This window comes from Microtetraspora sp. NBRC 13810, from assembly GCF_030268685.1.
GTDB lineage: Bacteria > Actinomycetota > Actinomycetes > Streptosporangiales > Streptosporangiaceae > BSRQ01.
In genome coordinates this window covers 16522-34181 of sequence record NZ_BSRQ01000020.1, presented here as the reverse complement: position 1 = coordinate 34181, position 17660 = coordinate 16522, and the positions used below count along the sequence as shown (strand labels likewise).

19 protein-coding genes and 3 pseudogenes are annotated in these 17660 nt (G+C 71.7%); 9 read left to right on the top strand and 13 right to left on the bottom strand.

All coding sequences use genetic code 11. The annotated features are described in order from the left end of the window. The first annotated feature begins 66 nt into the window (after window positions 1–66). On the top strand, window positions 67–666 hold the full coding sequence (locus QSK26_RS31565) for a hypothetical protein (protein WP_285778950.1): 600 nt from the start codon (window positions 67–69) through the stop codon (window positions 664–666). 156 nt (window positions 667–822) lie between these two features. Beyond that, window positions 823–1551, top strand: a complete 729-nt coding sequence (locus tag QSK26_RS31560) for a DsbA family protein (RefSeq protein ID WP_285778949.1) — start codon at window positions 823–825, stop codon at window positions 1549–1551. 74 nt (window positions 1552–1625) lie between these two features. Here the strand turns inward: QSK26_RS31560 and QSK26_RS31555 are convergent, their stop codons facing one another. The 5 genes from QSK26_RS31555 to QSK26_RS31535 all read right to left on the bottom strand — a co-directional run bounded on the left by QSK26_RS31555 (window position 1626) and on the right by QSK26_RS31535 (window position 5962). Further along, window positions 1626–2564, bottom strand: coding sequence for a class I SAM-dependent methyltransferase (locus QSK26_RS31555; protein WP_285778948.1), 939 nt, complete (start codon window positions 2562–2564; stop codon window positions 1626–1628). Further along, a complete protein-coding gene (locus QSK26_RS31550) occupies window positions 2519–3175 on the bottom strand; it encodes a cysteine hydrolase family protein (protein ID WP_285778947.1) in 657 nt (218 codons plus the stop codon). The genes QSK26_RS31555 and QSK26_RS31550 overlap by 46 nt, the downstream gene beginning before the upstream one ends. Further along, the gene (locus tag QSK26_RS31545; protein WP_285778946.1) at window positions 3172–4245 is read right to left on the bottom strand and encodes an isocitrate/isopropylmalate family dehydrogenase; all 1074 of its coding nucleotides are present in this window, start codon (window positions 4243–4245) and stop codon (window positions 3172–3174) included. Before QSK26_RS31545 ends, QSK26_RS31550 begins: the two co-directional genes overlap by 4 nt. Before the next feature lie 48 nt (window positions 4246–4293). Beyond that, on the bottom strand, window positions 4294–4824 hold the full coding sequence (locus QSK26_RS31540; RefSeq protein WP_285778945.1) for an EF-hand domain-containing protein: 531 nt from the start codon (window positions 4822–4824) through the stop codon (window positions 4294–4296). A 301-nt stretch (window positions 4825–5125) separates the two neighbouring features. Continuing rightward, window positions 5126–5962: an alpha/beta fold hydrolase gene (locus QSK26_RS31535; protein ID WP_285778944.1), complete on the bottom strand. Its 837-nt coding sequence runs from the start codon at window positions 5960–5962 to the stop codon at window positions 5126–5128. A gap of 113 nt (window positions 5963–6075) precedes the next feature. On the opposite strand from QSK26_RS31535, the gene QSK26_RS31530 reads away from it, so the two are divergent. Further along, entirely contained in the window at window positions 6076–6621 is a 546-nt protein-coding gene (locus tag QSK26_RS31530) for a TetR/AcrR family transcriptional regulator (protein WP_285778943.1), read from the top strand. A gap of 158 nt (window positions 6622–6779) precedes the next feature. On the opposite strand, the gene QSK26_RS31525 is transcribed toward QSK26_RS31530, so the two are convergent. Together QSK26_RS31525 and QSK26_RS31520 are read right to left on the bottom strand one after the other, a co-directional pair. Then, window positions 6780–7349, bottom strand: a complete 570-nt coding sequence (locus tag QSK26_RS31525) for a CHRD domain-containing protein (protein ID WP_285778942.1) — start codon at window positions 7347–7349, stop codon at window positions 6780–6782. A 149-nt stretch (window positions 7350–7498) separates the two neighbouring features. Continuing rightward, on the bottom strand, window positions 7499–8242 hold the full coding sequence (locus QSK26_RS31520; RefSeq protein WP_285778941.1) for an SDR family oxidoreductase: 744 nt from the start codon (window positions 8240–8242) through the stop codon (window positions 7499–7501). A gap of 85 nt (window positions 8243–8327) precedes the next feature. Here QSK26_RS31520 and QSK26_RS31515 point away from each other — a divergent pair, with 85 nt between their 5' ends. Next, the gene (locus QSK26_RS31515) at window positions 8328–8801 is read left to right on the top strand and encodes an RrF2 family transcriptional regulator (RefSeq protein ID WP_285778940.1); all 474 of its coding nucleotides are present in this window, start codon (window positions 8328–8330) and stop codon (window positions 8799–8801) included. Between the two features lie 17 nt (window positions 8802–8818). Here the strand turns inward: QSK26_RS31515 and QSK26_RS31510 are convergent, their stop codons facing one another. After that, a complete protein-coding gene (locus tag QSK26_RS31510; RefSeq protein WP_285778939.1) occupies window positions 8819–9886 on the bottom strand; it encodes a hypothetical protein in 1068 nt (355 codons plus the stop codon). Window positions 9887–10111: 225 nt separating this feature from the next. On the opposite strand from QSK26_RS31510, the gene QSK26_RS31505 reads away from it, so the two are divergent. Further along, entirely contained in the window at window positions 10112–10366 is a 255-nt protein-coding gene (locus QSK26_RS31505) for a hypothetical protein (protein ID WP_285778938.1), read from the top strand. Here the strand turns inward: QSK26_RS31505 and QSK26_RS31500 are convergent. After that, on the bottom strand, window positions 10332–11339 hold the full coding sequence (locus QSK26_RS31500; protein ID WP_285778937.1) for an ABC transporter ATP-binding protein: 1008 nt from the start codon (window positions 11337–11339) through the stop codon (window positions 10332–10334). The two genes, QSK26_RS31505 and QSK26_RS31500, sit on opposite strands and share 35 nt — an antisense overlap. 66 nt (window positions 11340–11405) lie before the next feature. Here QSK26_RS31500 and QSK26_RS31495 point away from each other — a divergent pair, with 66 nt between their 5' ends. Further along, window positions 11406–12311 carry a hypothetical protein gene (locus tag QSK26_RS31495; RefSeq protein WP_285778936.1) on the top strand — a complete coding sequence of 302 codons (906 nt, stop codon included), beginning with the start codon at window positions 11406–11408 and terminating at the stop codon, window positions 12309–12311. 25 nt (window positions 12312–12336) lie between these two features. Here QSK26_RS31495 and QSK26_RS31490 read toward each other — a convergent pair whose 3' ends face one another. Then, entirely contained in the window at window positions 12337–13653 is a 1317-nt protein-coding gene (locus tag QSK26_RS31490) for an erythromycin esterase family protein (protein WP_285778935.1), read from the bottom strand. Between the two features lie 60 nt (window positions 13654–13713). On the opposite strand from QSK26_RS31490, the gene QSK26_RS31485 reads away from it, so the two are divergent. Both QSK26_RS31485 and QSK26_RS31480 read left to right on the top strand, forming a co-directional pair. Further along, complete coding sequence (locus tag QSK26_RS31485; RefSeq protein ID WP_285778934.1) at window positions 13714–14256, top strand: helix-turn-helix domain-containing protein; 543 nt, start codon at window positions 13714–13716, stop codon at window positions 14254–14256. A gap of 204 nt (window positions 14257–14460) precedes the next feature. After that, entirely contained in the window at window positions 14461–14973 is a 513-nt protein-coding gene (locus tag QSK26_RS31480) for an NUDIX domain-containing protein (RefSeq protein WP_285778933.1), read from the top strand. Window positions 14974–15024: 51 nt separating this feature from the next. On the opposite strand, the gene QSK26_RS31475 is transcribed toward QSK26_RS31480, so the two are convergent. Next, a complete protein-coding gene (locus QSK26_RS31475; RefSeq protein ID WP_285778932.1) occupies window positions 15025–16059 on the bottom strand; it encodes a DUF4331 family protein in 1035 nt (344 codons plus the stop codon). Window positions 16060–16320: 261 nt separating this feature from the next. Here QSK26_RS31475 and QSK26_RS41955 point away from each other — a divergent pair. Further along, window positions 16321–16584 (top strand): annotated as a pseudogene (locus QSK26_RS41955) (PAS domain-containing protein); the annotation flags it as partial. On the opposite strand, the pseudogene QSK26_RS41950 reads toward QSK26_RS41955, so the two are convergent. Beyond that, window positions 16543–16974 (bottom strand): annotated as a pseudogene (locus QSK26_RS41950) (TIM-barrel domain-containing protein); the annotation flags it as partial. The pseudogenes QSK26_RS41955 and QSK26_RS41950 sit on opposite strands and share 42 nt — an antisense overlap. Before the next feature lie 211 nt (window positions 16975–17185). Continuing rightward, a pseudogene (locus QSK26_RS41945) lies at window positions 17186–17644 on the bottom strand (ABC transporter substrate-binding protein); the annotation flags it as partial. Between the last annotated feature and the right edge of the window lie 16 nt (window positions 17645–17660).

Sequence of the window (17660 nt, the reverse complement as noted above, 5' to 3'; positions counted from 1 at the left end):
AGGTAGGCTCGGCTCTACTTCGCACAGAGCGGATGTGGAGACATGCGCCCGCCTGGATGGTTCCGAATGACGCGCGCCTGGGCCTTCGCCCTGGTGTGCGTCGGGCTGTCGCAGACAGGGCACGATCTGATGGCGCCGCGCCCGGTGCCCGCCTGGTCGGCCGGCGTGGCCCTCGGCCTGGTCGCGGCGATCGGATACCGGCTGGCGGACCGCGAACGCTCGCCCCTGTGGATCCTGGCCGCGATGGAGGCGGGCCAGCTCTACCTGCACGTGTGGTTCGCCTGGACCACCCCGGCGACCGGTGTGTCCGCCCCGGTCACCGCGCATCTCATGGCGACAAGTCACCACGGGGCGCCGGTGGGCGCGCATGACGGCATGTCCTCCCTGGTGATGTTCGCCGCCCATGCCCTGGCCGGGGCGTTCGTCGCCCTGTGGCTCTCCATGGGCGAGCGCGCGCTGTGGCGGGCCCTTCGATCGCTCGCGTTCGCGCTCTCCGCCCGGCTCGGCTGGATCTTCGCCCTGGCCGGCCCCGCGCCGATCCCCCGCCGCCCGGCCGTGGCGCACCGGGCGCGCGACGACGCCGCCCCGGCGATGGCGATGCACCGCCACGCCCTGGTACGCCGGGGGCCACCGCGGGGAGTTCACCCCATCCCCCATCCCGCCTGACCAGGATCGAGCACAGCGCCCAGATCTCCGGACGCCTCCCGGGCCTGGTCCGGCGTGCCTTCGGCGTACCCATGACGAGGAGCGGCTCTGACGTCGCCCGGTCGAGGATCGCCGTGCAGACAACCCGACAGGCACGATTGAAGATCTTGGAGCGTCATGAGCAAGTCGGCACGTGAGAGGCTGCGGCAGGAGCGGAGCCTGCGGGCTCGGAAGGAGAAGCGGCGGCGCGCGCTGCTGATCGGTTGCATCGGCCTGGTGGTGGTCGCGGCCGTCATCACCGGCGTCTTCGTCCAGGCGAACATGTCGAAGGCGACGTCGTTCTCGGGCGCGCTGGCGCCGGTCACGGTCCAGCAGGACGGGACGGTCGTCATGGCCAGGCCGGGCGTCACCGCACCGGTGCTGGACGTCTACGAGGACTTCCAGTGCCCGATCTGCAAGGAGTTCGAGCACCTCAACGGCGCGCAGATCAAGCAGTTCGCCGCCGAAGGAAAGATCAAGGTGGTCTACCACCCGCTCGCGTTCGTCAATCCGCAGGGTTCTCTGCGGGCCGCCGCCGCGGCGCAGTGCGTGCCCGGCGCCTCCTGGATGGCCTTCCACGACGAGCTGTTCGCCCAGCAGCCGGACGAACGGGTCGCTCTCACGATCGGGGACCTGAAGAGGTTCGCGGCGAAGGCCAAGATCACCGATCCGGCCGTGTCGTCCTGCATCGAGGCCCAGGGCCACGCCGCCCAGGTCCGGCAGCTCACCCAGCGGACGCTCGCCTCCCCCGACATCCAGGGGACGCCCACGCTCCTGCTCGACGGCCGGAAACTGTCCGATGACCAGGTCTTCACCTCGACCGGCCTGCGCGACGCCCTTGAGGCGGCGACCGGGGCGCAGGGGTAGGTGACCGGTCCGGGAGGGTCAGGCGGGCCCCGATCCCCTGACCCTCCCAGACCGAGCGAGGTGAGCCCCTTCTCCTACCGGGAACCCGGTTCGGAGCCGTCGCCGGCGGGCTTGAGCCCGGGAGGCGCGCCGGCCTTGGCGGCGAACACCCAGCGGTTGCCGGCCAGGGCGTCGTCCGGCTCGGGGCGTGGACCGCGGCCGTGGTCGCGGGTGAAGTCGAAGGGCGTGTGGACCGCGGTGGACCAGCCACGCTCCCGCAGCCGGCCGGTCGAGTCGGGGCGCGGCTCCCCGTCGAACAGGGCGAGCAGGTCGACACCGATCTGCTGCCTGGCCGCCGCGTAGACGGCGCCGGCCCGGACCTGCGGCGACTCCGTCCCGAGCTTGACCTCGAACGCCAGGGTGCTGCCGCCTGCGCTCAGACGGTCCACCGTGTCGATGAGCCGCCGCTCGGCGTCCGCCGGGAGGTAGAGCAGCAGGCCCTCGGCCAGCCACGCGGTCGGCACGGCCGGGTCGAAGCCGGCGCCCGCCAGTGATCGGGCCCAGTCGTCGCGCAGGTCGGCCGCGATCGGGCGGCGGGTGGTCGCCGGGGTCGCGGCGAGGGCGTCGAGCACGCGGTGCTTGAACGCCAGGACACCGTCACGGTCGATCTCGTAGACGACCCGGCCCGGCGGCCAGCCGAGCCGGAAGGCCCGGGTGTCGAGGCCCGCGCCGAGCAGGACTACCTGCCGGGCGCCCGCCTGGACCGAGCTGACAAGGAAGTCGTCGAGAACCCGGGTGCGCAGGCCGAAATAGCGCCCCAGCCTGCCCCACAGGGGGTTCGCATCCCCACCGGGCACCTCGGCCGGGCGGACCGGCCACGCCGCGGACGCCCCGGCGGCGCGCACGAAGTGCTCGGCGTACGTGTCGCCGGCCAGCGCGTCGGGCCGGTGTGCCTCGATCGCCCGCGCGGCGGCGACCATGAGGGCGGTCAGGCCGACGCCGCCTTCGACGCCGGTGTACCGGGCATCGGGCACGCGTCCTCCTCTCCGGCCGGAGGCGCCCACGTGCCCGGGTGGTCGTGGGTGGTGGTGTGGGCGCCGTACAGGACGGTCATGAAACGCAGGATGTCCGCGTCCCGCAGGTGCAGGCCGGTGGTGCAGTCGGTCAGCACGGTGATGTGGAAACCCTTCTGGAACGCGGTCCGGGCGGTGGAGTCCACGCAGACGTCGGCGTACAGGCCGGCGAAGACGAGGCGCGCGATGCCGCGGCGGGCGAGGTGCTGCTCGAACCCGGCGGTGAGGAAGGCGTCGAAGCACGCCCGCTTGGTGAAGACCTGCTCCCCCGGCATCGGCGACACCTTGTGGAACTCCGCCCCCCACGACCCTTCCCGGCACTTGGGCCGCTTGCCGAGGAGACGATCCCGGCGCCGCCAGCTCGGCCCCTGGTGCTCGGCGTCGCCGACGAACCGGACGAAGATCACCTCTATGCCGTGGGCCCTGGCGTGTTCGACGGCCCGCGCGGTGTTCGTCGTGACGGCGTCGAGTGCCGCGGGGTCGCCGGAGTACCGGGCGAGGGCGGTCGGGCCGGCGCAGAAGTCGTTCTGCACGTCGACGACGACCAGCGCGGCCGTCTCCGCGGCGGTCACCGGTCCGCCATCAGGGCCGGCCGCTCATCGGGTTCGAGCACGTCGAGCAGCGCGTCCACCACGGCGGTGGTCGAGTGCCCGCCGCCGAGGTCGGGGGTGGCGATGCCGCGGCGGCCGAGCGACCGGAGGCCGCGCTCCACCATGCCCATCGCCCCCGCGCAGCCCGCGTGCCGCTCTGCGATCGCCGCCGCGGCGCGCACGGTCGCCACCGGGTTGACCGCGTCCTTGCCCGCCAGGTCGTCGGCCGAGCCGTGGACGGTCTGGTACTCGACCAGCCCGGCCGCGTCGGGGTGCAGATAGACGTTCTCGGTGCAGCGGTTCTCCTGGCGTTCGGAGCCGAAGCGGTCGAGCAGCATCACGTGCATGATGTCGGCCCACTCGTTGCCCGCGATGATCAGCGTGCGGGGGCGCGGGCCGTGCTCGATCAGGTTGCGGTTCACCGTGTCCGGCTGGAACAGGCGGATCTCGACGCCGTGCCGTGCGGCGGCGTCGGCCACCCACCCGTCCAGGGCCCCGTCGAGCAGGTGGAACTTGTAGGCCATGACGATCTGGTCGGCTCCGCCGTCCGGCCACTGCCGCCGCGCGCGCCCCACGGCGTAGTCGACGACCTTGTCGGTGATCTCCCGGCTGAACGCCATGGTGCGGATGAGCGCGCCCGGCGCGTGCGTGTTCTCCCCGGTGTAGAAGCCCTGGGCCTGGTCCCGGACCAGCAGCAGGGACGCGTCCGGAGCGGCGATGAGATCGACCTTCACCGCCTGGAGGCGCTGGCGGACCAGGTAGAGCGACTGGGCGTTGATCGCCGTGCGGAAGACGGCCGGGACACCGAGCGCGGCCCGCGCGCGGCAGAACTCCGCGTAATGCTCGGCGTCCTCCCGGGTGAGCTCGCGGGCCCGCTCGATCCCGGCGGCGGCCTTCAACGACGAGTACGAGTGGTAGACCTTCTCCGATCGGGTGACGCCGATTCCGACCGAATACGTGTCGGCGATCCCGGCCAGCACCCGCTCGAACACGGCCGCGAGCTCGGGGCCCGTTCCCTGTCCCACGGCAAGTCCGATGACTGGTTCCTCCACATGAACTCCTTTGCCGAAGGCCGATGTGTCAGGTTGCCGCAGTTTCGATCAGATCGGGCCACCGACGAGGTGGTCGCCTGGAATTCCCGCCTTGTCCGGGCTGTAGTAGTCCTTGATTCCGGCGGCCCACACCGAGACCGTGATCTGGTCGGCGTCCGACGGCTTGAACGCGTCGAAGAGCGTGTCGATGTTGGCGCGCTCGAAGCCGATGGCCGTCATGAGCGCCGCGAACACGCTCCGCTCGATGAGCCCGTCCCCGTCGGGGTCGCCCAGCGCGGCCAGCGCCCCGGCGAAGTCGGTGACCGCCCCGTCGAAACGCTCCGGGGAGAGCACGCACGCGGTGTACTCCTCGAAACTGATCCGGTGGTCGCGGTCGGCGTCCAGCTCGGCGGCCAGCGTCGTCCAGTAGCGCCGGAAAGCGGCGAGCATGGCGGCTTTGGCGGCGTCGTCGGATTCGGGGGCCGCCGCGACGACCCGGGACGCCATGAGCTCGAAGTCCTCGGCTTCGAGATAGCCGGTACCGTCGGTGTCGAGCAGGGTGAAGATGAGCTTTACGCGATCGAGGGCCGCTTTCTGCATCTCCTACCGCCTTTCTTTGACAGCCACTCGCAAAGAGGGCTGACTTCTGAGGTCCGACCGCACAACACTATGCCAGAACATGGCCCGCACGCCCACAATCCGATTAGCCACCACAAGCCCCGAACACGACAAATGCCACCCCATTCAATTATTGCGAAATAGGCTGATTATTCGGGAAATTTGTGCCATTACTGCCGGGTCGAAGGGGATACCCGGGTGGCCACGCGCCGGCCCGCTCACGGTCCGGCCTCCGGCTCCGCGTCCGGCCTCCGGCTCCGGCGCCGAGCCGAAGGCGGCGCCGTCAGCGCGAGTCACCGCCGGTCACCGTCTCGAAGGAGTCACCACCGGTCACCGTCTCGAAGAAGGACCGCACCACGGCGAGGAACGCATCCGGCTCCGAGGAGAAGACGACGTGTCCGGCCTGGAACACCTCCAGCCGCGACCCGGGGATCGTCTCGTGCGTGACCCGGCCGGCCCGCAGCGGGAGAACGGGGTCGAGCGCGCCCCACACGAGCAGCGTGGGCGCCCGGAGCTCCCCCACCCGGCCCCGCAGGTCGTGGCCGGGAGTGGGGAACTCGCGCCAGATCGCCGCGGCCGTCCGCGCCCCTTCGCGGGTCTTCGCCCGCGCCACGACCCGCCGGACGATCGCCGCGTCCTCGGGCGTCCTGGCCCTCATGTAACTGTTCACCAACCGGGGCATGAGCAGGCGCGTCACCGACGGGACGCCGAGCAGGCGGGCGGAGCTCCGCGTCAGCGGATTCCACGAGACGAATCCCCCGGCGTTGACCATGACCAGGCCACGCACCCGGTCGGGATGGGTGATGGCCAGCCGGGCCGCCGAGAAGCCGCCCACCGAATTGCCGATGAAGAACGCCGGCGGCAGGCCGAGGTTCGTCACCACGTCCTGGAGGACCTCGGCGAACAGCGTGACCCCGGGCTTCTGAGGTGCCCGAGGGCTCTCCGACTCCCCGTGCCAGGGCCAGTCGACCGTGATGGTCCTGTACCGCTCGGCGAGACCGGGCGCGACGGCGTCGAAGTCATGGTGATCGTGCAGCGTGGCGTGCAGCATCACGACGGGTGTTCCCTCGCCGCGTTCCCGGTAGTGGACGCGGCCCGCGCGGGTGGAGACGTATGGCATGACGATGTCCTTTCATTGACCGACCGGCCGGTCAATGAATAGCATACGTACATGCGGACGAGATTCAGCGGGGCCGTCCCGCCCCACCGGAGATCGACGGGTAGGGTGCCGTGGTGACCTCACGGAGCGCGGCGGCCGCACGCACCCGAGACCGTCTCATCGAAGCCGGGTTACGGCTCGCGGAGCGAACCGGGCTGGCGGGGCTCAGCGTCAACCTGCTCGTCGACGAGGCCGGCGTCTCCAAGGGGACGTTCTTCCACCACTTCCGCGACCGGGCCAGCTACCTGCTGGCGCTGCACGGCGGCTTCCACGATCGGCTGCTGGCGGAGATGCTCACCGCCATCGAAGGGATGACGCCCGGCGCCGAACGGCTGTTCGCCGCCGCGGAGACCTATCTTGAGGGGTGCCTCCGCGATCGGGGCGTGCGCGCCCTGCTGCTCGAAGCGCGCGCGGAGGCGCCCATCGCGGAGGTCGTGCGCGCCCGCAACGCCCAGGGCGCCGAGCTCTGCGCCGCCGACTTCAAGGCGATGGGCAGGCCGTATCCGCTGGACGCGGCGCGGCTGTGGGTGGGCATGGTCGCCGAGGCCGCCCTCGTCGAACTCGACGAGGGTGGCCGCAGGCCCGCGACCCGCGCCGAGCTGAAGCGGTTCATCGGCTGATCCGGTGAGAAAGTCCGCCGGCCGCCGCTCAGCACGTGGTCGACGACTCAGGCGGTGTACTCCTCCGGCCCGGTCGCGGGTGACCGCCGGCGTCCGGCGCGCCCGGCCCAGTGCCCCCCGACGCCGACGGGGCCGGGCGCTTCACCCCCCGAGGGTCTCTACCAGCGGCCGCCCTTGGCGAGCTGGCCGCGGACCGCGCCGTCGGGGAACGGCTTGGTGTGCAGGTTGGCGTACCAGTTCTTCGGGTTGCTCTTGATCCCGTTCAGCACGCTGGTGTCCTTGACCACGACGGATCCCGTGCTGGTGTTGCCGCGGGTCTTGCCGTGGGACAGCAGGTCGATGACGACGGCGCCGTTGGTGCCCGCCTTGCCGCGGTGGATGTGGAACGCGGAGGGCTTGGCGACCCTCTTCCACTGGACCAGGTAGTACATCCGGTTGCCGACGATGCGGAACTTCGCCACCGCCAGCCCGTCCCGGTCGTTGACCTTCTTGCCCGCCTCCCGCACCTCGTTCCTGCCGAGCAGCACGGTGGCGAAGTAGTAACTCTTGGCCGTGGCCGTCGTGGCGGAAGCGGTGGTGGCCGCGGTGCCGGCCGTGGTGGCGGTGGCCGCCCCGGCCGGCAGCGCCGCCGCGCCCAGGGCCAGCAGCGCCGCCGCGGCGCCCACCGTCAGCCGAGCCGCCACACGTCCCCGGCCGGTCGTGCGGCCGGCCTGCTTCGAAGCGTCCATCGAAATCTTCCTCACATTCGCTGGGTGTGTCTGTTCGGACGTCCCAGACGCTAAGGCAGGCGATATCTGGCTTTATACGTACAAATCCGCACACGCCGCGAGCGTGTACAAAGCCACACACCGCCGTGGACGAGCACGACCGGCCGCTGTCACCGCTGTTCCGCGAGCCACTCGTCGAAGGTGGTCGGCGCGATGCGGGCGTTCTCGCCGGGCAGCAGGACGTCGCCGGCCATCGCCGGGCCGAACATCCCCGACCACGCCGGCACCAGCTTCACCGCGTGGCCGCGCGCGTCGTTGGTGCGCCGGGCCATGTCCACCAGGTCCTGCGGCTCGGGCCCGGCGACGTCGACGTAACGCCCCTGCGGCTCGCCCGTCGCGATCTCGGCGAGGATGCCGGCCACGTCCGCGGGCGCGATCGGCTGCACGAGCAGCGGGGCGATCGTGGCGACGCCGTCCCGCTCGGTCCAGCTCGCCACCATCGCGGCGAAGTCGTGGAACTGGGTGGCCGGCACGATCGTCCACGGCACCGGTCCCCCGGCCACGAGACGCTCCTGCTCCCGCTTGCCCGCATAGTGCGCGTTGCCTTCGACGCGATCCACCCCGGCGATCGAGAGCAGCACGTGGTGCCGGACGCCGGCCCGCTCCCCGGCGGCGAGCAGGTTCCGCGTGACGGCGCCGAAGTAGGCCACCGTCTCGGCCCGGCCGGCCACCGGGCCGCTGGTGACGTCGATGACCACCTCGACGCCGGTCAGGACCTCGCCGAGCCCGTCACCGGTCGACAGGTCCACGCCGAGCGAGCGGCTGATGCGCACGACGTCGTGCCCGTCCCGTTCGAGCGCGGCGACGGTGAGGGTCCCGATGTTCCCCGTGGCGCCGGCGACTGCGATCCGCATGATGATCTCTCCCCATCTCTTCTGGTACCCGCTGACGCTATCTCGGACTAAATAGATCCGCAATGTCTGAGATAGACTCAGCGCCATGAAGCTGCCTGTGAGCACCGAATGGCTGTTGCACTGCGCCACGACGCTGGCGCAGCTCGATCCGGCGGCCACCACGTCGGCGGCGCAGCTCGCGCAGTACTACGACCTGCCGGCGGCCTACCTCGCCAAACAGCTCCAGGCGCTGGTCAAGGCCGGCGTGCTGACCGCGACCACGGGCCCCCGGGGCGGGTTCCGGCTCGCACGGCAGGCTGCCGAGATCACCCTCCTGGAGATCGTCGAGGCCGTCGACGGCGCCGCCTCGCCGTACGAGTGCCGCGAGATCCGCCAGCAGGGACGCGGAGCGCTGTCCCCCGAGGAGTGCCGCGACACCTGCGTCCTCGCCGCGAAGATGGCCGAGGCCCACCAGGCATGGCGGCAGTCCCTCGCCGGCTGTTCACTCGCCGACATCCTCGCCGCGCTCCCCCCGTCGGCGCCGTCCCGCACCCGGCGACGCCTGGCGGGGACGGCTTAGCCCCCGGTGGGCCCGGCTCAGCGCGCCACGTACGCGACCATCGCCGGGTGGTCGATCTGGGTGGCGCCGTTGTAGCAGGTGACGTACCGGATGCTCACGTACGCCGAGGACAGCTCCCAGGGGGCGGACAGGTTGCAGAACTCCGGGCCGTAGCCGAAGGCGGTGACCTGGACGTTGTCCCGGTAACCGTCGAGCCCGCCGAAGATCACCTGCTTCCTGGCGACGCCGTACCTGTTCAGCTGCACGCCCGCGGACCGCGAGTTGTGACTGACCTGGTACGGCGTCGGCACGTAGGTGCCCACAGCGGTGGGGTCGTTGTCGAAGGTGTAGGCGAAGCGGTAGGTCTGGGGGGCCCACACGAGGGGCCGCTCGCGCTGGTAGGTCAGGCTCCACCCGGTGTTCAGCGGCGCGCCGGCGGCGTCGTAGCAGCGCACCACGATGCTCTGCGCGGCCGTCGTCGCGGTCCAGCCGCCCAGCTTGCAGCGCGCAGGCACGTCCGGTTCGACGGCGGTGACCTGGATGTTCCCGGCGTGGCCCGCCGAGCCGAGCCCCGGCAGGGTGACCCGCCACAGTCCCGGCGACGTCAGCGGCGCGGCGGTGTTCACCGCGGTGGGCGCCGAGGAGTTGAACTGCGCGGCCACGGCGGAGCCGTCCCAGTGCACGTAACCGAACGCCTGGGGCGCGGGCAGGTACACGGCGCTGTGCCCGAAGGTGAGGGAGAACCACGAGGCGACCGGGCCCACGCCGTGCCGGTGGCACTGCACCGCCACGATCTCGTCCGCCCCGGACTGCCACCAGTCCTGGACCTGGCACCAGTCGGCGGACCGCGAGATCGCCGTGACGTGGGCCACTCCCCCGGTGGCGGCGCCGATCTGCGGGAACTTCACGAACACCTGGCCGGGACCGCCCGCGGTGGCCTCGACGCCGGCCCCCTCCGGCCACGAGCCCGCCTGGCGCAGGGTGTCCACGACCGGTCCGGTCCTGACGACGGCGAACCCCCAGCGGGGCAGCTCGGCCGCCGTCGCACCAGTGGCGCCCGCGGCGAGCCCGGTCGCGGCCAGGGCCACGACACAGAGGGTTCGCATGATCACTGTCCATAACCGGCGCATGTCATCCTTCATCCACGTCGGAGCGGTCGTCGGGAGCGGGATGGCGCGCGCGTGTGCCCTCCGGCTCTTGATAACCTGCCGCCCGGGCAACTGAGAAGACCCAACTTGACCGTTTTGTCGAATTTTTGCGCCGAAGCCGGGATCCGTGTCGCTGTCGCACGCGACGCGTTCGGCGACCCTCCCGCCGGGGAAGGTCGTCGCGTGGTTCTCATACGGGTGGTCGACGCCGGCCACCACGTACCCCGCGCCCGCCAGTTCCTCGGCGAGGGCGGTGAGCGTGCCGCGGGGCATGGTGAGAACCCCGGAGAGAGGAGCACCAGCGGCAGGCTCCCCTCGTCGCCGGCCGGTTCCGCGTCGGCGAAGGCGTTGGTGCGCGTCCTGCTCAGCAGGTCGGGCGGCACACCGGTCACCCCCCTGCCCTTCAGGGTGAGCTCCGACTCCTTCGCGGACATGTAGGGGGCCCGCTCACCCTCACCCGCCCGCGCCGGGTACCACACGGTGACCATGAGCTCCCTGGCCTTCGCCTCGGGCACCCACGGGTCGGGCCGGGAGGTGTCCGCCAGATGCAGGACGGTGGCGCCGACCGGATGGGGCCCGGTGGGCGCGGGCAGGACCGGGGCGCTCGCGGATGCGGCCGGACCGCCGGACGCGACCAGCGCGACGCTGTCATCGGTCCGCATGGTTTCGCACGAGCCGTCCACGGCGCACTGGTACGCGGTGACCTTGCCGTGGGCTGGTCGGCGGGCAGGCGACCGGGGTCGCGGCGCGGTCCGCTGAGCCGGTGATGGGTGGCCAGGAGCCTCTCGACCTCTCCCGCCGCCTGGACGCGCGAGTCGACGAGCACGATCAGGTAGTCGCAGGTCCGTTCCAGGTCGGCGACCACGTGGGAGGAGAGCACCACGCTGAGCTCCTGCTCGACGACGGCCTCCATCAGGCCCTGCAACTCCCGGCGGGCGAGCGGGTCGAGCGAGGCGACCGGCTCGTCCAGGATCAGCAGCTCGGGCCGCTTGGCCAGGCCCAGGGTGAGGGCGAGCTGGGCGCGCTGGCCGCCCGACAGCTTTCCCGCCCGGTGCGCGGGATCGAGGCCGAGCCGTCCGATGCGTTCCCGGGCGAGCGCCGCGTCCCAGCCGGGCTTGAGCCGGGCCCCTAATCGCAGATGGTCGGCGACGGTCATCCCGGCGTAGGTGGGGGTGTTCTGGGCGACGAATCCGATCCTGGCCAGTTGGGCCGGGTGGTCGGTGGGATGGCCGCCGAGCACGGTGATGGCGCCCGCCGTCGGCGCGAGCTGGCCGCCGGCCAGTTTCAGCAGTGTGGTCTTGCCCGCCCCGTTGGGGCCCACCAGCCCGACGACGTGCCCGGACGGGATGTCGATGGTGCAGTCTCTCAACGCCCACCGCCTGCCGTACCGTCCCATGAGCCATCCCCTCATGGACGTCAGTGCGCGAAGTTGACGGATATCAGGGTCTATGCCGGATGGGTTCGGGATCATGACCGAATGAGGGATATGGGCAAGGGCGCGCTGGTCGGGCTGGCGGTCGGGGTCACGCAGGCCGTCCTGTGGACGTCGAGCCCGCCGTGGGACGGGCACTCGGGCGTGCGCGGTCCCTCCTCCCTCGTCCTGACGGTGGCCGTCTTCCTGATCGCCGCGATCACGGCTCCGCTGGTCCGGCTGCGCCGCCGGTCCCTCACCGTCATCATCGGCGGAATCGCCACCCTGGCCCTGGGCCAGGCCCTGTGGCGGATCGCCCCGGAGACCATTTCCTATGGCTTCGACCGATCACTGCTCGGCGGCGTGCACCTGACGGCGTCCCTGGCCGGCTTCAGCACCGCCGCCTGGGCACTGGCCGCCGCGAGGCGATGGTGGTCCAGGATCGCCGCGCTCGGCGTCCTCACCGCCGTCTGCGCGCTGACCGTCCCACTGGCGGAACCCGCCTGGCGCTGGCACCTGGCCCGCGCCTTCGAACTGCTCGAAGTCCCGCTGGTCGCACCCGACATCGCGGAGCACAGGCTCTTCTACGCCGAGACACCGGTCGTCGGCGACACGGAACCGGTGATCCTGCTGGAGTACCGGCGCACCGGCGCGGAGCGGGAGTCCGGGAGCTTCGAGGCCATCCAGGTGACCGTACGCCGCGGCTCGGCCGGAACCGCCGCGGAGGCATGCGCGACGCCGTACCAGGCCGAGTCATGGGGAGCGCCGGACCGGCCCTGCCGCGAGGCGGCCCCGAACCGATGGGTCCGCCACGGTCCGCGGGGGCGGATCGCGGTGTTCACCCACAGCGGCGGCGCGCTGGTCCAGGTCGAAAGCCACGGAGTCGGGCAGGCCGCCCTCCTCGCGGCCGCCGGGACGATCCGGCCGACCACCGCCGAGACCCTCGCGGAATACGTCCTGCCGGTCCGGTGAACTCCGAGGCGCGGCCTGCCACCCATCACGTCGGTGCGAACGCCTCCCGCACCTCGCCGGGCGCGTGGGCGAGGGCGGCCTCGTCGGGGTCCGCAGCGGTGACGTGCGGGAGGTGGACGATGACGTCGAAGGCGTCCTGCGGGCTCACGTCGGAGTAGAAGTCGCCGATGCCCGCGCGCATCCGCGACGCCGCCCGGACGGCGGCGGCGTCGGCCGGTGCCAGCCGCCGCAGGTCGGTCGCGAAGGGGCCGTCGTGACTCGCGGCCATGAGCGCGTCGAGGCTGCCGGGCCGGGGCGCCTCCATCGCCGTGAAGAAGGTGCCGGTGTAGAAGTCGGCACCCGTGTTGAGGATCTGGCCGGTCCCCGAGGTCGTACCGATGACGAGATAGCCCTCCCCCAGTCGGTCGGCCAGACGCATGCCCATGGGCGTCACCGGAGGCATGCCGGGCAAGACGCCCGGCCAGCGCTGAATGTGGCCGTTGTGGGCGGCGAGGACGATCCGCTCCTCCCTGCGCAGGATCCATTCGACCGTGTCCGCGATCGCGGCCTCGCGGCCGGACATCGCCGACTGCCGGTCGCCGCCGGACAGCGCGCGCACCACGCCGTCGAGGGCGACCGTGACGCGCAGCGCGCGCAGCGCATGCTCGTAGGCTTCGGCGGTGGTCCGCCGCAGATACTCCGGGCGCCGGCCGGCCATACGCTCGGCGAGACCGGCGAGGCCCGCGGTGAGCGCGTCCCCGGCCCCGGGCGGGAGGTCCCCGTAGGCGGCGACCGCCGCGGGCGCGGAGAACGCGGACGGCGCCGCGAAGACGCGGGCCGTCTCCCGCAGCCCCGGATCGGCCCGGAAATCAGGATCCGCCTCCGCGAGGTAGCCGAGCACGGCGTCCAGACCGGGCAGCAGGGACACGACCGAACCGGGCAGATCGACCCCGTAGAAGCCGACCGGGTGCGCGGCGGTCCTGTTGTGCTCCCGCATCCACTCCAGATGGTCGCGCATCTGCGTCCACAGCCCCATCAGGGACGTCATGCCGTTCGCCATGACGTCCCCGAGTCGGCCTTCCCCGCCTTCGACCCAGTCGCGGACCGCCCGCCCTTCGACGAAACCGGTCTCCATCGCGTAGGCGCCGAACCCGTGCCGCTCCACCAGGTAGCGCAACAGGCGGTGGCGAAGCTGGAAGAACTCGCGGTTGTAGTGCGCGCTCTCCCCGATCGCCACCACCCGCGCATCGCCGATCGCCTCGTCCAGCCAGCCGAGGTCGTCCAGCGGCCCGGCCGGATCCAGCGTGCGCAGCGGGAACACCGCCGCCCCGGTCAGCCGGTCAGCCGGCGCGTTCGTCCCCATGTCCGATCTCCTCTGCTTTCCCAAGTTTGGGAACAGTACCAGATATGGAACCATGGCCGGGTGAACACCCTCGACCTGCTCCTGCACCCGGTACGGCTGCGCATCGTGAACGCGATGTCCGGCGGGCACACCCGCACCACGTCCGACCTGTGCGCGACCATGCCCGACGTGCCCAAGACCACCGCCTACCGGCACGTCGGACTGCTGGCCGACGCGGGGATCCTGGAGGTCGTGGCCGAGCAGCGGGTGCACGGCGCCACCGAGCGCCACTACCGGCTCCGCCAGGACCGCACGGTCATCGACGCGGACTCGGCCGCGTCGATGACCCTCGACGACCACCAGCGCGGCTTCGCCGCCGCCATGGCCGCCCTGCTCGCCGAGTTCAACACCTACCTCGAACGAGACGGAGCCGACCCCACCGCCGACTCCGTCGGCTACCGGCAGGGCGTCGTCTGGCTCAGCCCCGGCGAACTGGCCGAGATGATCGACGCGCTCCGCCAGGTCTTCGCCGCGAGAGCCCGCAACAAGCCCACCCCGGATCGCAGCCCTCACCTGATGAGCGCGATCTTCTTCCCGGCCGTACGACCGTCCCGGCAGCAGTAGGACGAGGGACTCAGCTCGGTCTCCGCGCTCTTCAGCCCAGCGCCTTTACAATGTAGATCCATAACACCCGGGACCGGCAACGTCCGCGTCACCGGAGCCGTTGACCGTAGCCTTGCCCTGACGCTCACTCCGCGGCCGTCGCGGAGCCGGATCTTCCGCTCGCCGGGCGCTCCATGCCGCGGGCGGCGCCGAGGGGGAAGACGTATGCCGATCTCCGCCTACCTGCGCTGGTTGCGGGACCACGTGGGCCGCGATCTCGTGCTGATGCCCGGGGTGACCGGAATCGTCACCGATCAGGAGGGACGCGTCCTGCTGGTCGAGGACATCAGCACCGGCTGGTGGGCGCTGCCCGGAGGGGCGGTCGATCCCGACGAACGGCCGGCCGACGCCGTCGTCCGGGAGATGCGCGAGGAACTCGGCGTCGAGGTCGAGCCCACCGCCGTGCTGGGCGTGTTCGGAGGACCGGACCTGACGGTCGAGTACGGCAACGGCGACCGCGTCCAGTACGTGACCACGATCTTCGCCTGCCGGGTCGTCAGCGGTGAACCGGTGGCCGACGGGGAGGAGGTGGCCCGCTTCCGTTTCGCCTCCCCCGCCGAGCGGACCGCGATGCGGGTGGCCCCCTGGGTGCGGCACGCCCTGTCCGTGATCGATCCGGACGTCCCCGGAGCGTGGTTCGAACCCCCCGCGGCCACCCCGCAGCCTTCGGCCGGGTGAGCCGCCGCCCACGCGCGTGAGGCCCGGTCCGGCGGCTCGTTCCCCCGGGGCTCAGGACGCGCCGGGCACGTAGGGGAAGGTCCGCGACGGCTTCGCCGTGACCGAATCCTTCGTGATGCCGATCGCGACGGGCGTGTTGGCGGCGAGGGAGAACATGACCTCCGGCGCGTTGTCGGACAGCGCGCGGCCGTTCCACCCCGCGAAGCCGAAGACCGCCGGCGTCCCCACGGTGTAAGGCAGCGTGTTCGGGAAGATCCTCCTGACCACGGTCCTCGCGTAGGACTCGGGGTCCTCCGCCGTGCCGCCGGCCCGTACGACGCCTGCCACCATGTCGGCGACGGCCTTGCCGTGGATCTCCATGTCGTCGGCGGGCGCGTTGACGTTGAGCTGGTCGCCGAGGCTCTCGTTGAGCTGGGTGAACAGCGGGTGGATCATCGGCAGGCCGGCCCGGTTGATCGGCCGCCGGCCGCCGGCGTCGGTGGCCAGGGTGGTCAGGGCCCACACGCCGATCGTCCGGTCCTCACCGGCGACGGGCAGCAGGTCCTCGTCGGGCACCTCCAGGACGATGGAATGGACGGTGTGCCCGGCGAACAGGTTCTTCGCCTCGGCCGGGTTCCAGGCCGACAGGTCGATCGCGGTGCCCCTCTCGAAGGCCACGCCGACCGCGCCCAGGACGACGGGCTCGATCCAGAACGGATCTCCGGCCTTACCCGCCCACACCCGGCCCCCTCCCCCGAGGCCGAGGGTCTCGCCGGTGCGCCCCTCGGCGATCACGGTCCCGGCGGCGAGGGCGTCCCGCGGCTCCGGCCCGGCCAGGCGGCGCAGCACGTAGGGCTGCGTCCCGTCCCCGGCACGCTCGCCGAAGGTGAAACGGTAGGTCAGATCCTCGACGGCGTCCCCGTTCCCGTCGATCTTGATCTCGTACGTCCCGTCGGGGTGCATGCCCCGGGGGATGTCCTCACCGGCGAACGAATGGCTGTGGTTCGTCGCGAAGACCGTGCCCCGCTCCCCGCGGAAGACGTACAGGTCGCTGATGTCCAGGCGCGGGTCCTGGCGGGCGATGGGCGAGTCGAGATGGTGAGACATGGTGTCCTCCCGTCGTCCGGCGGCCCAGGAGGCGTCCTGCCGCGTCCCGGGCCGCGGGGTGCGTGTCGTTCGGTGTCTCCACCCTCCGGCGATCGGGCCATGAACGCTGTAGAGCGGTCTCCAAACCTGCGGCGAGGCCGTCCCCACCACCGGTGTGGGGCCTGCCATACGGCCCGCGCGCGCACCGACGGGTCCGTGCACGGCTCGCCACGCTGCGCGTATACCGTGGAGGTGTCGGTAACCTGACGAGGGGCTTGCGCGGTGTCACCGATCGGCACGGTCCTTGAGCGGATCCTGGACAGCGTCCCTCAGGCGATCTGGGTGGTCGATCCGGACGGGTACATCCTGTACACGAACCCGGCCGCGGTCGCCGTCCTGGGCTATGACGACGCCGGTGAGCTGCGCGGCGGGCCGAGCCACGAAACGCTGCACTCCCGCCACCCCGACGGCGGCCGCGAAGCGCAGGTTGCCCGGCTGCTCGGGGAAGATCTCCGGCTCGCACGCGTCCAGCCACCACACGCGCACCCCCAGGTCGTAGTAGTTCCGCTTCACCTTGGACCAGAGGTAGTCGCGGGCGCGCCGATCGGTGGCGTCGTAGAAGCTGACCCCCAGGGCGTGGCCGCCGAAACCCCGGTCGGGGAACAGGTGGTGGACGGGCACGCCCTGCTCGGAGGTGATGAGCAGGCCCTGGTCCCGCATCTCGGCGTGGTTCTCCCCCACCGGGTTGACCGACGGCCAGACCGACACCATGAGCTTGACGCCCATCTCCGCCAGCTCCCGCACCATGGCCGCCGGGTCGGGCCAGTCGGCCGGGTCGAACCGCCAGTCGCCCAGGTGCGGCCAGTGGAAGTAGTCCACGACGATCACGGACAGCGGCAGTCCGCGCCTTTTGTGCTCCCGGGCGACCGCGAGCAGCCTTGCTCTGCCCGGACAGCGCCGACTGAACGGCGGTCCACAGCGCCTGCGAGTACTTCGGGTACTCGGCCCCGAGCTCGGCGGTCCGCCCCTTGGCCCCGGCGATGCCGTCCACGAACGTCCTCATCCGCGGATCGGACCCGGCGAGCTCGGCCGCGGCCGACTTGTTGGAGGGCACGTAGTTGGTCAGTTTGGACCAGGTCAGGCTGTTGGCGGTGGAGCTGAGGCACTTGATGACCGCCGCTGCCTTGGTGGCCTTCTCTCCGTTGTTCCCGGCCGCCCACACCTCGCCGCCGAGCGGGCTGGACGGGGTGCCGCCGGCCGCGGGGACCGGCATCCGCACGATGCCGAAGTCGGTGCCCGCCTTGGCGAGCTGCGGGAGCTGCCACGGCCCGTTGACCATCATGGCCACCGTGCCGTTGGCGAACTGCTCCTCCACGTTGGCCTGGGTCCACGACAGCACGTCCTTCGGCGCCGCCCCCGAGGCGACCAGGTCGGTGAGCAGTTGCAGCGCCGACACCGCCTGGGGCGAGTCGAGCGTCTTCAGATCGGCGCCGGCGCTGAAGAAGAACGACTCGAACTGGAAGCTGCCCTCCTCGGTCGCCGGGACCGCGAACCCGATGCCGTACCGCTTGGTGCCGCTGGTCAGCTTCCCGGCCGTGGCCTTCAACTCGTCCCAGGTGGCG

Coding starts and splice junctions, on each gene's coding strand:
- QSK26_RS31520 (WP_285778941.1), bottom strand. CDS start 8,242: ATGCGGATCGCAGTCGCCGGCGCCACGGGGAACATCGGGACCCTCACC.
- QSK26_RS31560 (WP_285778949.1), top strand. CDS start 823: ATGAGCAAGTCGGCACGTGAGAGGCTGCGGCAGGAGCGGAGCCTGCGG.
- QSK26_RS31515 (WP_285778940.1), top strand. CDS start 8,328: ATGAAGCTGCCTGTGAGCACCGAATGGCTGTTGCACTGCGCCACGACG.
- QSK26_RS31540 (WP_285778945.1), bottom strand. CDS start 4,824: ATGCAGAAAGCGGCCCTCGATCGCGTAAAGCTCATCTTCACCCTGCTC.
- QSK26_RS31525 (WP_285778942.1), bottom strand. CDS start 7,349: ATGGACGCTTCGAAGCAGGCCGGCCGCACGACCGGCCGGGGACGTGTG.
- QSK26_RS31510 (WP_285778939.1), bottom strand. CDS start 9,886: ATGCGAACCCTCTGTGTCGTGGCCCTGGCCGCGACCGGGCTCGCCGCG.
- QSK26_RS31500 (WP_285778937.1), bottom strand. CDS start 11,339: ATGAGGGGATGGCTCATGGGACGGTACGGCAGGCGGTGGGCGTTGAGA.
- QSK26_RS31490 (WP_285778935.1), bottom strand. CDS start 13,653: ATGGGGACGAACGCGCCGGCTGACCGGCTGACCGGGGCGGCGGTGTTC.
- QSK26_RS31475 (WP_285778932.1), bottom strand. CDS start 16,059: ATGTCTCACCATCTCGACTCGCCCATCGCCCGCCAGGACCCGCGCCTG.
- QSK26_RS31565 (WP_285778950.1), top strand. CDS start 67: ATGACGCGCGCCTGGGCCTTCGCCCTGGTGTGCGTCGGGCTGTCGCAG.
- QSK26_RS31495 (WP_285778936.1), top strand. CDS start 11,406: ATGAGGGATATGGGCAAGGGCGCGCTGGTCGGGCTGGCGGTCGGGGTC.
- QSK26_RS31480 (WP_285778933.1), top strand. CDS start 14,461: ATGCCGATCTCCGCCTACCTGCGCTGGTTGCGGGACCACGTGGGCCGC.
- QSK26_RS31535 (WP_285778944.1), bottom strand. CDS start 5,962: ATGCCATACGTCTCCACCCGCGCGGGCCGCGTCCACTACCGGGAACGC.